Origin of the sequence: Amycolatopsis sp. GM8 (assembly GCF_021653975.1) — a bacterium.
GTDB lineage: Bacteria > Actinomycetota > Actinomycetes > Mycobacteriales > Pseudonocardiaceae > Amycolatopsis_E.
Map to the genome: position 1 here is coordinate 489,526 of NZ_JAJKFK010000006.1, position 14,515 is coordinate 504,040.

Here is a 14,515-nt window from a genome sequence, read left to right on the forward strand (position 1 = left end):
GTCGACCTCGGCTTGTCAGCCGAACGAAGAAAATGTCAGAAGAGGTAAACGGGCCTGCCCGAAAAGGCAGCGGTGTTCGGCGGTGCACCACCGGTGTTAGGCCGTTGGAAGTAGAGACCGTACGGCAAGCTGTACGGCTGCGCCTCAGGTGTCTCGCTCCTCGTGAGATGCTCACGGACAACGGATCACCTGACCGGCGTAGTCGATCGGCGCCGAAGCCGAGCAGCAGGACGATGCCCCCTTTAACGGTTGGTGAAGTTCCAACAGATTCGGTGTGCGAGCGCGACGTCCGCCGTCGATGTGTGTCACGTCGTTCGTGATGAGAGTGTCGATGGTCCGCCCGGGCAATTCGTGATTGTCCAATGATCCGCGCGGTTTTCACGAAAAAATCGGCGGGGTCCCGCGCTGTCCCGCCGGCGAGACAGTGGCCCGTTCGCCGCGGTGCCGGGGGACCTGATGTTGACACGTCTCGCTTCGTTGTACGAAACTTCTGCTCGGTCCTGTTGAATCTCCTTTTCGGATGGATTCCCGGTAATTCTTTCTTCCGCTCGGGGAAATGGTGGAATTGATGAACGCGGACGAAATCGAGCACTGGCTGGCCGGCCGGCTGGCTGATTTACTCGGCCGCTCACCTGAGCGGATCGACCCGACTTCGACCTTTGCCCGGTTCGGTCTGGCCTCGGTGGAACTCGTCGGCTTGCTGGGCGCGCTCGAGGACTGGCTGGGAAAACCGGTGGACCAGACCGCCGCCTACGAGTGGCCCACCCCGCGGCAGCTCGCTATCGCGCTGGCCGGCGGGAACGCCGAGCGGCGCGACGAAGTAACGGCGCCAGATGACGCAGACCGCCTCGACGAGCAAGATCCGGTGGTCATCGTCGGCCTCGCCTGCCGGTTCCCCGCTGGCGCCGACACACCCGACCTCTTCTGGCGGAACCTGGCGCGCGGGGTGGACGCCGTCGGCGAACCGCCGCGTGACCGGTGGGGCGACGACATCAAGGACGCGGGCCCCGTTCCCCGGCGTGGCGCCTTCTTGCCGGACATCGCCGGCTGGGACGCGGAATTCTTCGAGGTTTCGCCCCAGGAAGCGCTTCGCACCGACCCGCAGCAACGACTGCTGATGGAGCTGGCGTGGGAGGCGCTGGAGGACGCCGGGATCCCGGCCGCCCGGTGCGCCGGCACCCGGACGTCGTTCGTCGCCGGGCTGATGGACACCGGCCAGTATCCGCGGCTCCAGCTCGACCACCACGGGGACGCGGCGCTGACCGACCCGCATTTCGGTCTCGGCAGCTCGTCCAGTGCGGCGGCGGGACGGATCGCGCACCTGCTCGATCTGCGCGGCCCCGCCTACACCGTCGATACCGCGTGCTCCTCGTCGCTGGTCGCGGTGCACCTGGCCGCCCAGTGCCTGCGTCGCGGCGAGGCTGACCTGGCGCTGGCGGCGGGGGTCTCACTGATGACGCATCCCGACTTCCACGTCCAGGCCTGCGCGATGTCGATGCTGTCCCCCGATGGCCGGTGCAAGACGTTCGACGAGAGCGCGGACGGGTTCGCGGTCGGCGAAGGCGGCGGTGTGGTGGTGCTCGAGCGGATGTCCGCGGCCCGGCGCAACGGTCATCGGATCCACGCCGTGCTGCGCGGGTCGGCCGTCAACCAGGACGGTCACAGCAACGGTTTGACGGCGCCGAACCGGGCCGCGCAGGTCGCGGTGATCCGCGACGCACTGTCGGACGCGGGGGTGGCGCCTGCCCAGATCGGCTACGTCGAGGCACATGGTTCCGGGACGCGGCTGGGTGACGCCATCGAACTCGCCGCGCTGCACGAGGTGTTCGACGGGGACGCGCGCGAATGGCCGCTGCCGGTGGGCGCTGTCAAGACCAATGTCGGGCACACGCTGGCGGCGGCCGGGATGGCTGGCCTCATCAAGACCGTGCAGGCGCTCCGGAATGGCAAAATACCACCGAGTCTGCATCTCGACCGGCCCGTCGACGGCGTGTCGGGCACCGTCCGGGCCATCTCCGCGCCCATCCCGTTCCCGGCCGGGGCCTCGGGGCGGCTCGCCGGCGTCAGCTCGTTCGGCTGGTCCGGGACGAACGCGCACGTCGTGCTCGAAGAGCCACCCGCGCCGGTGCCGAACCCGGCCGCCCGGCACGGCGGTCACCTGCTCGTCCTCTCCGCTCGCACCGCTGACGCGCTCTCGGAGCAGGCGGCCCGTCTGGCCGGGCGCCTGCGGGAGGAGCCCGCGCCGGATCTCGCCGACGTGGCACACACTCTCCAAAATGGACGGACGCAGTTCGGCGTGCGGCGTGCGGTGGTGTGCGGCGATCTGCCCGACGCCGTGCGGATGCTCACCGGGCCGGTGGACGCGCACAGCACCGAGCGGCAGGGACGACCTGAGGTCGCGTTCCTCCTGCCAGGCGTGGGCGATCACTACGCCGGCCTCGGGCAGCGGCTCTACCGCGACGAGCCGGAGTTCGCGGCGGTCGTCGACCAGTGTCTCCGCCACTTCCGAGAACGGTCCGATGTGGACCTTCAGCCGATGTTCTCCGCTCCGGCGAGTGCTGGCCACGAGAGTCCGGACCTGGCGTCCTGGCTCGGGCGAAACGGTTCCGGGCAGCCGTCGCCGGACGACGCGCCTCCTCCCGAGGAGACCCACGCCCTGATCTTCACCGTCGAGGTCGCCTTGGCCCGTTTCCTGGAGGGCTGGGGGATCCGGCCCGGCGCGCTGCTCGGCTACAGCCTCGGCGAATACGCCGCCGCGCACCTGGCCGGCGTGTTCCACCTCGAAGACGCCGCGTACCTGGTGGCAGAGCGGGCGCGCCTGGTGGGACGCTCTCCGCGCGGCGCGATGCTTGCGGTGGCCGTGCCGGAGTCACAGACCGCTGAGCTGCTCGGCTCGGTACGAGGCCCGGTCAGCATCGCCGCGGCGAACGGCCCGTCGATGACGGTGCTCGCCGGCAGCCCGGAAGGGGTCGAAGAAGCACGACGGCACCTGACGGCGCAAGGGCTGGCCTGTGCGCGGCTGCGCACGACGCACGCGTTCCATTCGGCACTGCTGGAGCCGGTGCGGGACGAGCTGTACGAGCTGGTCGCCTCCGTCGAGCGCCGCCCGAACGCGATCCCGATGGTCTCGAACCTCACGGGGACTTGGCTGACGCCCGGCCAGGCGGTGGATCCGGGCTACTGGGCCGATCACCTGTGCCGGCCGGTGCGGTTCGCCGATGGGGCCGGGCTGCTGGCCGGCCGTGACGTGCTCGTCGAGATCGGCCCGGGCAGCACGCTTGGATCCCTGGTCCGCCAGAACACCGCTGTGCGCCCGGAAACGACCGTCCTCTCGACCCTGCCCGCCGCTTTGAACACGGGCACGGACGAGCGCGAATCCGTCCTGCACGCGATCGGCGCGTTGTGGGAATCCGGAGTCGAAGTGGACTGGCCGACCGTCGCGGGTGAGCCGCGCCCGCCCATCTCGCTGCCCACTTATCCCTTTCAGCGCACCAAGTACTGGCCCGAAGGGCGGCGCACCGAAGAAGCCGACACGTACGAGCCCGGGTCCGCGTGGTGCTACGTCCCGAGCTGGCAACGCGATGCTCCTGCGCGGCTCGGTGTGCGTGCGCTGCCGGACGTGGTCGTGGTGTTCGCGGATCCCCTCGGTGCGGGGGCGAGGCTCGCCGAGCTCGTCCGCAAGGCAGGGGGGACCGCCTTCGAGGTCCTGCCCGGGCAGCGGTTCGAGGCGAACGGCGACACGGTGACCATCGACCCTCGCGATGCCACCCACTACCGGGCCGTCGCCGACCTGCTGCCCACCGAACCCGGACGACACGGTGCGGTCGTGCACTGCTGGAGTTTGCTCGACCCGCCGGCGAATGACATCTCTGGCCGTCTGCGGGGGGCCGTCGACAACGGGTTCGGCAGCCTGCTGCTGCTGGTGCAGGCACTCGGCGAGCAGGCGGGGAAGGACGTCCGCCTGCTCACGGTGTCCGCGGGCGGCACGGACGTGACCGGGGACGACGCGACCGCCCCGCAGCGTTCGGTGGTGCACGGCCTGGGCCGGATCGTCCCGGCCGAATACCTTTCGCCGCGGTGGAGCGGCGTCGACCTCGAAGCCGCGACCCTCGCCGAGCGTGGTGGCGACACCTTGTTCGCCGAGCTCGCCGCGGAACCCGCGGAAGGAGTCGGAGAGCTCACCGCGTGGCGGGGTGGCCGCCGATGGCACCGGACGTGGCGGCCTGCCACGATCGAGCAGGACACCGGTGAGGTGTGGCGCGCGGACGGCGTGTACCTGATCACCGGTGGCACCCGGGGGCTGGGTATGGCCGCCGCCCGGCACCTGGCCGAGCACGGTGTCCGGCGCCTCGCGCTTGTCGCCAGGACGACCTTGCCAGAACGTCCACAGTGGACCGATCTCGCCGGTCGCGACAATCGCGTCAGCCGGACCGTCCGCGACATCCTGGCGCTGGAGGCCACCGGTGCGGAAGTGCTCGTGCTGGCGGCGGACGCGGCCGTCCCCGACCAGCTGGCCGCGGCACTGCGCGCGGCGCGAGCACATTTCGGGGCCCTGCATGGGGTTCTGCACTGCGCCGGCGTTCCCGGCGAAGGTGTCGTCCAGCGCAAGACCCGCGAACAGGCCGAGGCTGTGCTCGCCCCCAAGGCGTTCGGTCTGGCACCCCTGCTCGACGTGGTGGGCCCGGACGCGCCCGAGGACGAACGGCTGGAGTTGCTGGTTCTCTATTCGTCGTCGGTGACCGTGCTGGGCGGACCGGGCGAGAGCGATTACTGCGCGGCGAACACGGTTTTGGATGCCTTCGCCGCGGCCGCCGACTCCGAGCACACGCGAGTCCTGTCCGTCGCCTGGGGGCCGTGGCGCCACGACGACTGGCAGTCCGCGGCACCCGGGCTCGCGAAGCTGACCGGGGATTACCGCGCGCGGTACGGGTTCAGCGACGAGGACGGCTGCGCGGTGCTGGACCGGGCCCTGGCTTCGAAGGAGCCGAACCTGCTGGTGCTGGGGCAGTCCCTGGCCGGAGCGGCCGAGTTCTGGGCGAAGCTGGGCGACTTCGAGTCGCTCGCGGCACCGGCGCCGGGCGAGACACAGCGCTTCGCCCGCCCGTCCCTACGCACCGTCTGGGTCGCTCCGCGCACCGAGCTCGAACGACGGGTCGCGACCGTGTGGGAGCGCTTCCTCGGCATCGACGGTATCGGTGCCGACGACCCGTTCTTCGATCTGGGCGGCAATTCCCTCGTCGGCACCGCGATGGTGCGGGCGCTGGGGGAGGAGCTGGACCTGGATATCGCGCCGGCAGTGCTTTTCACCCACCCGACCGTGGCGGCCTTCGCGCTTTGGGCGGCCGGCGACACCGCCGTCGCGCCCGAGTCCGGCCGGGGACGCGGCGAGCGACGGCGGGCGCTCCGCACACAGATCGCAGGCGAACGGAAGCGAGGACGGACGAAGTGACCCCGGAGAACACCGTCGAGGGCGCAGGCCCCGAGATCGCGATCGTCGGCATGTCCGGCAGTTTTCCCGGCGCGCGCGACGTCGGAGGCTTGTGGGCCAACCTGCTCGCGGGGACGGAGGGAATCTCGCGGTTCACCGAGGACGAGCTGCGCGCGGCGGGGGTGTCCGAAGAGCTGCTCGCCGATCCCGCCTATGTGCGGGCCGGTGCCGTGCTCGACGACATCGACCAGTTCGACGCCGAGTTCTTCGGCATGCCGCCCGCCGAGGCGCGCATTCTCGACCCGCAGCACCGGCTTTTCCTGGAGCACACCTGGCGGGCGCTCGAGGACGCGGGCCGCGATCCGGCCCGCTTTCCCGGTCCGATCGGTGTTTTCGGCGGCACCGCGTGGAGTGCCTACCTCACCAACAACCTGCTGACGCGCCCGGAATTGGTCGAGACCATGGGCGAGCTGGCGCTCGGGCTCGCCAACGAGAAGGACTCGCTGACCACCCGCGTCTCGCACACCCTCGGCCTGTCCGGGCCGTCGTACGCGGTGCAGAGCTTCTGCTCCACGTCACTGGTGGCGGTCGCCGCCGCCGCGACGAGCCTGGCCGGGGCCGAATGCGATCTCGCCCTCGCCGGTGGGGTTTCGGTCGCCGTGCCGCATCGCGTCGGCTACCTGTACCAGGACGGGGGAATGACGTCTCCCGACGGTTCGTGCCGTGCCTTCGACGCGGCGGCCCAAGGCACGCCGGTGGGCAGCGGAGTCGGGGTCGTCGCGTTGCGGCGGCTGGAGGACGCCCTCGCCGACGGGGACCGGGTGTACGCGGTCATCCGCGGCTGGGCGGTCAACAACGATGCCGGGCACAAGGTCGGGTTCACCGCGCCCGGCGTGCGCGGGCAGACCGACGTCGTCCTGGAGGCGCTGGGCAGCGCGGGCCTCGGCCCGGCCGACATCGACTACGTCGAGGCGCACGGCACCGGGACGGCGCTGGGCGACGCCGCGGAATTGGCCGCATTGCAGGAGGTGTTCCGGGGACAGCACTGCCTGCTCGGCTCGGTCAAGACGAGCGTGGGGCACCTGGACCGCGCGGCCGGGGTCACCGGGCTGATCAAGACGGCGCTCGCGCTGCACCACGAGACGTTGCCCGCCACGCTCAACTTCGCCACCCCCAGCGAGCAGCTTCGCTACGGGGACGCGGACCTCGAAGTGGTGGGGGAACAGCGGAATTGGCCGCGGTCCGGGCGTCACCGGCACGCCGGAGTAAGCGCTTTCGGCATCGGCGGCACGAACGCCCACGTCGTGCTCGGCGAAGCCCCCGCCGCCGCGGCCCGGCCCACCGGTACGCGGCGCCACGAGGTGCTCGTGTGGTCGGGCCGGTCCGCCGCGGCGGCGGACGACACGACCACGCGGCTCGGCACGCACCTGGCGGACGCGGACGCCGGCAAGTTCGCCGACACCGCCTACACGCTGCAGACCGGGCGCCGGGTGTTCGAGCACCGCCGCGTGCTCGTGGCGCCGGACGCCGGGAACGCGGTGGCGGCCCTCCGCGGCGGAGAAGGTGTGCTGGCAGCCGAACAATCGCGGCACGACCGGCCGGTGGGCTGGCTCATCGCCGGGGTGGGCGAGCAGCACCGCGGGATGGTCGCGCAGCTTTACCGCACCGAGCCGTACTTCCGCTCCGTACTCGACGAGTGCCGTGAGGGGTTGCGCGAGCACCTCGGCACGGATCCGGTCACGCCGCTCGTCGAACCGGCCGACACCCCGGCCGAGAACGGTCTGGCACGGCTGCTCGGGCGGGCCGGCGCGGGCACCACCACGCCGGAGTTCGCGACACAGCACAGCCAGCCCGCCGTCTTCGCCGTCGAGTACGCGCTCGGCAGGCAGCTGATGGCGTGGGGGATCCGGCCGGCGGTGATGGCCGGGTACAGCCTCGGCGAGTACGTCGCGGCGACGCTCGCCGGAGTGCTTTCCCTGCCCGACGCCCTGGCCCTGGTCGCCCACCGGGCGAAGCTGATCGCCGGGCTGCCCGGTGGGGTCATGGCCGCGGTCCCGCTGGCGGCGGGTGAGGTGCGCGAGCGGATCCGGGCACTGGGCCTGGGCGGGCTCGACATCGGCGCGATCAACGGTCCCGGGCTGACCGTGGTGACCGGCGAGCCGGGGGACTTCGCGGTGCTGCGCGAGGCGTTGGACGCCGCCGAGGTGCCGGTTCGGCCGCTGGACACCACGCACGCCTTCCACTCGCGGATGCTCGCGCCCATCAAGGCAGAGCTCGCCTCGTGGATCGGCGCCCACATCAGGCTCGCCCCGCCGGAGATCCCGTATGTGTCCAATGTGACCGGTGAGCTGATCACCGCGGAGCAGGCCGTCGATCCGGGGTACTGGGCCGAGCACATGTGCTCGCCCGTCGACTTCTCCGCCGCGATCGGGACCATTCTGTCCAATGAGGACATTGCGCTGCTGGAGCTGGGACCCGGCCAGTCGCTCGGGTCGATGGTGCGCACCCATCCGGCGTGCGACCGGGCGCGGTGGCCGTCGATCGTGCCCACGCTCCCCGGCGCGGACGGCAGGCCCGACGACCTCACCGTCGCCGAGGCGCTCGGCAGGCTGTGGCTGGCCGGCGTGCCGGTCGACTGGGAGGAATACCAGGCAGGGCGCGGGCTTTCGCGGTCCGGCGCCCCCGGGTACGGCTTCCAGCGCAAGCGGTACTGGGTGGATCCGCCGGCTCAGGCCAAACCTGTCGCGGTTCCCGCGCCCGTTCCGGAAGCACCCGCGGGGCCGCGGCTTCTGCGGCAGCAGTGGCGGGTCGCGCCGGGAACCGGGACCGCGCGGGACGCGGTCGTCGTGCTGCTGGCCGACGTGGGCGGCGTCGCGGAGCGGGTCCGCGGCGAGCGGGTCGTCACGGTACGGCGTGCCGATTCCTTCTCGGTACGGGGAACCGAGTTCACCCTCGACCCGGGTGACCCGGACGGGTACCAGGCGCTGCTTTCCCAGCTGACCGTAAGTCACCCCGGACGAGAGCTCGCCTTCTGTCTACTGTGGACACTCGATGAGCCCGGCGCCGGTGGTGTGCTGGAGGTCGGCCGGCTCGTGGCGGCCCTCGACGCGTCTGGTCTCGACCAGACGCGCGTGTTGGTGGCGACCCGTGGTGCCGGCGCCGTGCGCGTCAGTGACGAGACCGTGCCGGAACAGGCCGCGATCACCCCGGCGTGTCTGGTGGCGCGCCAGGAACAGAGCGGGCTGGACATCCGCACGATCGACCTGGACCCGCTCTCCACCGACCCGGCGCAGGACGCCTCCGCGGTGTCGCGGGAAATCGGGCTCGCCGAGACGGCCGCCGCCGTCGCGTACCGGGACGGAAAGCGCTTTCTCCCCGATTACGTTTCCGCGGAAGCCGGCGGGCCCGCGCTCACCCGGGTGCGGCGCGGCGGGACCTACCTGATCACGGGCGGCCTCGGTGACGTCGGCCTGCTGGTCGCCGGCCACCTGGCCGATGCCGGTGCGCGGCGGGTGGTGCTGACCAGCAGGCGCGGCGTGGACGCGTCACCGGAGCGGGCCGAGGCGGTGCGGAAGCTGCGCGAGTCCGGAGTGGACGTGAGCGCGCCGCCCGTCGACGTCACGGACCTGGCCGCCATGCGCGCGCTGGTCGATGGGCTCGTCGCCGACGGGGGCACGCTCGACGGTGTCGTGCACGCCGCGGGCGAGACAGACCTGTCCGCACTTCAGCCGTTGCGTGAGCTGACACCGGAGCTGCTCGGGCGGCAGTTCGCCGCGAAGGTCGACGGTGCCCGGGTGCTGGAGGAGGTGCTCGCCGGGCTGCCGCTGGAACGGCGTCCGGAGTTCTGCCTGGTGTTCTCGTCGACTTCGGCGGTGCTCGGCGGGGTCGGGTTCGCCCCGTACGCGGCGGCCAACGCGGCGCTGGGGGCGCTGGCCCGGCAGCACGCCGAGGCCGGCGATCCGACGCGGTGGATCGCCGCGGCGTGGGACACGTGGGAGCCGACGGTAGCCCGGCTCGCCGGTGGTTTCGGCGCTTCGATGGCGCAGTACTCGATGACCGCCGCCGAGTCACTGGCCGCCTTCGACCGGGTCCTCGCGTGCCCCGAGTCGTTCGTGCTCGTCCTGGTCGGCGACGTCGAAACCCGTTCTGCCGCAAGCACGACGCCGAGCGTGCCGCGGGTGACGGGTGGTGACCGGCCCGATCTGCCGCAGCCGTACCTGCCGCCGCGGACCGCCACGGAGCGCACCCTGGCCGGGCTGTGGAGCGAGCTGCTCGGCATCGAGCGGATCGGGGTCGCCGACAACTTCTTCGATCTCGGCGGCAGTTCCCTGCTCGGCCTGCAGCTGGTCGGTTCGCTCAAGAAGAAGTTCGACCGGGCCGTCTCGCCGGTGACGTTGTTCGAAGCACCGACGGTCCGCGCACTGGCCGAATACCTGGACGATGCGACACCCGTGCGGGCGCAGGCCCCGGTCCGGGCCGTGTCGTCGCCCACCGCCGAGGACACCGACGGGCGCATCGCGATCGTCGGCATGGCGGGACGCTTCCCGGGCGCCGGTGACGTCGCCGGCCTCTGGCGCAACCTGCTCGAAGCACGCGAGACCATCAGCTTCTTCACCGAGGACGAGCTGGTCGCTTCCGGCGTGTCACGCGATCTCGCGCGGCACCCGGACTACGTGCCCGCGCGGCCGGTACTGGACGAGGTGCGCGGGTTCGACGCCGGGTTCTTCGGCTTCAGCCCGCGGGCGGCCACGATGACCGACCCCCAGCAGCGCCTGTTCCTGGAGGTCTGCTGGGAGGCGATGGAGCACGCCGGGTACGCGACCCCGCAGGGCCGTGGCCGGGTCGGCGTCTACGGCGGCTGCAACCTCAGCACCTACCTGCTGTCGCGGTACCAGCACCTGCGGGACGAGGAGCAGGCCGGCGACCACGAGGTGGTGATGGGCAACGACAAGGACGCGCTCACCACCACCGTGTCCTACCTGTTCGACCTCGGTGGCCCGAGTGTCGCGGTCCAGACCTTCTGCTCCACGTCGCTGGTCGCCGTGCACCTGGCCGTGCGCAGCCTGCGCGCGGGGGAGTGCGAGATGGCGCTGGCCGGCGGCGTGTCGGTGCGGGTGCCGGACCGGGTCGGGCACCTGTACGAGCCCGGCGGGATGGGCTCGCCGGACGGGCACGTCCGCGCCTTCGACGCCGACGCCCACGGCAGCATGTTCGGCGACGGCGCGGCCGTCGTGATGCTCAAGCCGCTGGCCGCCGCACTGCGCGACGGCGACACCGTGTGGGCCGTCGTCCGCGGTTCGGCGATGAACAACGACGGCGCGCTCAAGGTCAGCTACACCGCGCCCAGCGTGGCCGGGCAGGCCAGGGTGATCGAGGACGCGATGGCCGACGCGGGCGTCTCCGCCGGAGACGTCGGTTTCGTCGAAGCGCACGGGACGGGGACCGAACTCGGTGACCCCATCGAGGTCGCCGCCCTCACTCGCGCCTTCGGCGGCGGGCTGGCCCCGGGCTCGTGCGTGCTGGGTTCGGCCAAGACGAACGTCGGGCACCTCGACCGCGCCGCCGGGGTCACCGGGCTGATCAAGGCGGCGCTCACCGTGCGCACCGGGCTGATCCCGCCGACGCTGCACTTCCGCGAGCCGAACCCGAAGATCGACTTCGCGGACGGGCCGTTCGCGGTGAGCCCGGAACTGGTCGAGTGGCCCTCGGGGCGGCCCCGTATCGCGGGCGTCAGCTCGCTCGGCATGGGCGGCACCAACGTGCACGTCGTCGTCGAGGCGCCACCGCGGGCCGCGGTCGTCACGACGGACCCGGCCGAGTCACGCCGGATGCACATGGTGCCGGTCTCGGCCGCCAGCGACGCCGCGGTGGACGAGACGCTCGGGCGGCTGCGTGCGGCCCTCGAAGAACCGGACGCGCCGCGGGTGGCCGATGTCGCCTACACGCTGCAAGTGGGTCGGAAGACTTTCCCGCACCGCCGCGCCGTGGTGTCCTCCGGGACCGGCGAGCTGACCGCGAGTCTCGCGGGGCGGCCGGGCGCGCCGGCGCCGTTGCGGCGGACCGACCCGATGGCGGGCCGCCGAGTCGCGTTCGTGTTCGCCGGAGCGGGCGAACACCACCTGGGCATGGTCACCGAGCTGTATCGGCGCGAACCCGTTTTCCGCGCCGCGTTTGATGAATGTGCCACGGAATTACCCGGTGTCGACCTCGTCGGACTCCTCGCCGGTGCGCGGCACCCAGGTGGGGCGGATCCGCGTGCCGACGAGCTGCGTCGCCCCGAGGTCGCTGAGCCCGCGGCGTTCGCCACCGAGTACGCCCTCGCCCGCACGATGCAGGCGTGGGGCGTGCAACCGGAGATCATGCTCGGCTACAGCCTCGGCGAGTACGTCGCCGCGTGCCTCGCGGACGTCTTTTCCTTGCGCGACGCGATGAAGTTGATCGCCCACCGGGCGGCGCTGGTCGCGGGACAACCGGGAGCCGCGCTTGCGGTGCCGCTGCCGGTCGAGGAGCTGGAAGAGCGGTTCGGTGATCTGGAAGGGCAAGTGCTCGACCTGGCTGTCCACAGTGGACCGAGGACGGTCGTGGTCTCCGGTGCTGAGGAGGCAGTCGCCGCGCTGGCCGATCGGCTGACTGGTGCGCAGGTCGCTTGCCGGCGGCTGGAGACGAGCCACGCGTTCCACTCCAGGTCGCTCACCGGTCCCGCCGCCGAGCTGCCGGCCTGGATCCGCGACAACATCACGCTGTCGCCGCCGTCGATACCGTTCATCTCGAACGTCACCGGGCAGCCCGCCGACGCCGCCCTCGTGTGCGACCCCGGTTACTGGGCCCGGCAGCTGCGCGAAACCGTGCGGTTCGCCGACGGGGTGAACCGGCTGCTGGCCGATCCCGAGCTCGCCGTGCTGGAGGTCGGCCCCGGACAGTCGCTGGGCGCGCTGGTCCGCGGCCACGACTGCCCGCGTGAGCGGTGGCCGCTGATCGTGGCCACGCTCCCCGCCGCCAACGACCGCAGGGCCGACGACGAGGTGCTGACCGACGCGCTCGCCCGGTTCTGGCTGTGCGGGGTGGATCTCGACTGGTCCGCTTACCACGCAGGCGGCTCCGGCCGCGTGCCGCTGCCCACCTATCCGTTCCAGCGCCAGGAATACTGGCTGCCCGAACCGGAACCGGTAGTGCGGGAACGACCGGAGCCGGGGGAGCCGGACGGGCTGTTCGAGACGATCACCGCGACGCCGCGCCTGCCCGAGGAAGAGTGGCTGCACGTCCCGGTGTGGCGCGGGAAGCCGGCCGCCGCGCGGACCCGCGACGCGGCGGGGCTGTGGCTCGTCTTCCGCCGCGACGAGGCCGAGGACGAAGCGCTGGCCAAGGCGCTCGCCGACGCCGGAGCGGACATCGTCACCGTGCGGCCGGGCGACGAGTTCGGCGGCGATCCCGGCGGTGGCTTCACGGTGCGGCCCGGGGTGCGCGAGGACACCGCCGCCCTGCTGGCGCGGCTGCGGGACGAACACCGCCTCCCGCAGCGGGTCCTGCACCTGTGGACGCTCACCGGCGCCCCGGGCGAGCACGAGGAGGGCCGCACGGTCGACCTGGGCCTGCGCACCCTCGTCGCCTTTGCCCGCGCCGCAAGGGAAAACGGGCTCGCCGGCTGGTCGCTCGACATCGTGACCTCCGCGACCCAGCAGGTCCTCGGCACGGAGCGGATCCGGCCGGAATGGGCCACGCTCGCCGGGCCACTGAGGGTGATCCCGCTGGAGTACCCGGACGTGCGCACCCGGCTGATCGACCTGGAGGTACCGGAGATCATGGGCGGGGCGGCGGCGGTGGTGGCCGAGCTGCTGACCTCGCCGGACGAGCAGGTGGTCGCGGTGCGCGGCGGACAGCGCTGGGTTCCCGGCTACGAGCGCGTTCCCGCGCCGCCGGCCGGCGGCCACCCGTTGCGAGAGGAGGGCGTGTACCTCATCACCGGTGGCCTCGGCGGCATCGGGCTCGCCATGGCCGAGCGCCTCGCCCGTGATTGCCGGGCGCGACTGGTGTTGCTGGGCCGCAGCGGATTGCCACCGCGGGACGAGTGGCCTGCCGTCCTCGCTGGGCACTCCCCGCAGTCGCGTGACCGGGTCGCGGCGGTCCTGGCGCTGGAGGAGCTGGGCGCCGAGGTCGAGATCGTCGCCGGCGACGTCAGCCGCGACGAGGACGTCCAGCGTGCCGTGGACGTGGCGTTCAGCCGCTTCGGCGCGCTGCACGGAGTGCTCCACGCCGCGGGAGTCCCGGCCATCGGGCTGATGCAGTTCAAGGACCCCACCGAACTGGATCCCGTGCTGGCGCCCAAGATCGCGGGCACCCAGGCGCTGGCCCGCGCGTTGCGGCTCGGCCACCCGGGCGAGGTCCCACTGGACTTCCTGGTGCTGTTCTCCTCGATCACGTCGATCACCGGCGGCGGCCCCGGGCAGGTCGATTACTGCGCGGCCAACGCTTTCCTCGACTCCTACGCCCGTCAGCTGTCGGCGCCGGGCCGCCCGGTGGTCGCGGTCGGCTGGGGCGAGTGGACGTGGAACGCGTGGGAACGCGGTCTCGAAGGCTACGACGAGGCGTTGCGGGACTTCTTCCGCGCCAACAGGGCGAAGTTCGGCATCACCTTCGACGAGGGCTGGCGCTCATTGCTGCGAGTACTCGCCACCGGCCTCCCGCACGCCGTCGTGTCCACACAGGACTTCACGAAAATCGCCGAGCTGAGCCGGAATTTCACCGTCGACACCGTCAGCGAGCCGATCGCGAAGCCGGCTGCCCACGCCGAAGCGGAGCCGGTGCACCTGCACCCACGGCCGTCGCTGAGCACCCCGTTCGAGCCGCCCTCGGCAGGCACCGAGGAAGCGATCGCAGGTGTCTGGTCGCGGTTGCTGAAGATCGAGCGGATCGGTGCCCGCGACGACTTCTTCGAACTGGGCGGGCATTCCCTGCTGGCCACCCAGCTCGTGGCCCGGCTCGCCCGGGAGCTCTCGGTCACCGTGCCGGTCACGACGCTGCTGGAGCGGCCGACCGTCCGGCAGCTGGCCGAGGCACTGACCGCCGATTCGCACACCTGAGAAAGGGAGG

2 protein-coding genes are annotated in these 14,515 nt (G+C 72.0%); both read left to right on the top strand.

Translation table 11 applies throughout. The features are described 5' to 3' along the window. Positions 1–568 precede the first annotated feature (568 nt). Positions 569–5,449, top strand: a complete 4,881-nt coding sequence (locus LOZ83_RS28600) for a type I polyketide synthase (protein WP_236794807.1) — start codon at positions 569–571, stop codon at positions 5,447–5,449. Further along, positions 5,446–14,505, top strand: coding sequence for a type I polyketide synthase (locus LOZ83_RS28605; protein WP_236794808.1), 9,060 nt, complete (start codon positions 5,446–5,448; stop codon positions 14,503–14,505). Before LOZ83_RS28600 ends, LOZ83_RS28605 begins: the two co-directional genes overlap by 4 nt. Positions 14,506–14,515: the final 10 nt, after the last annotated feature.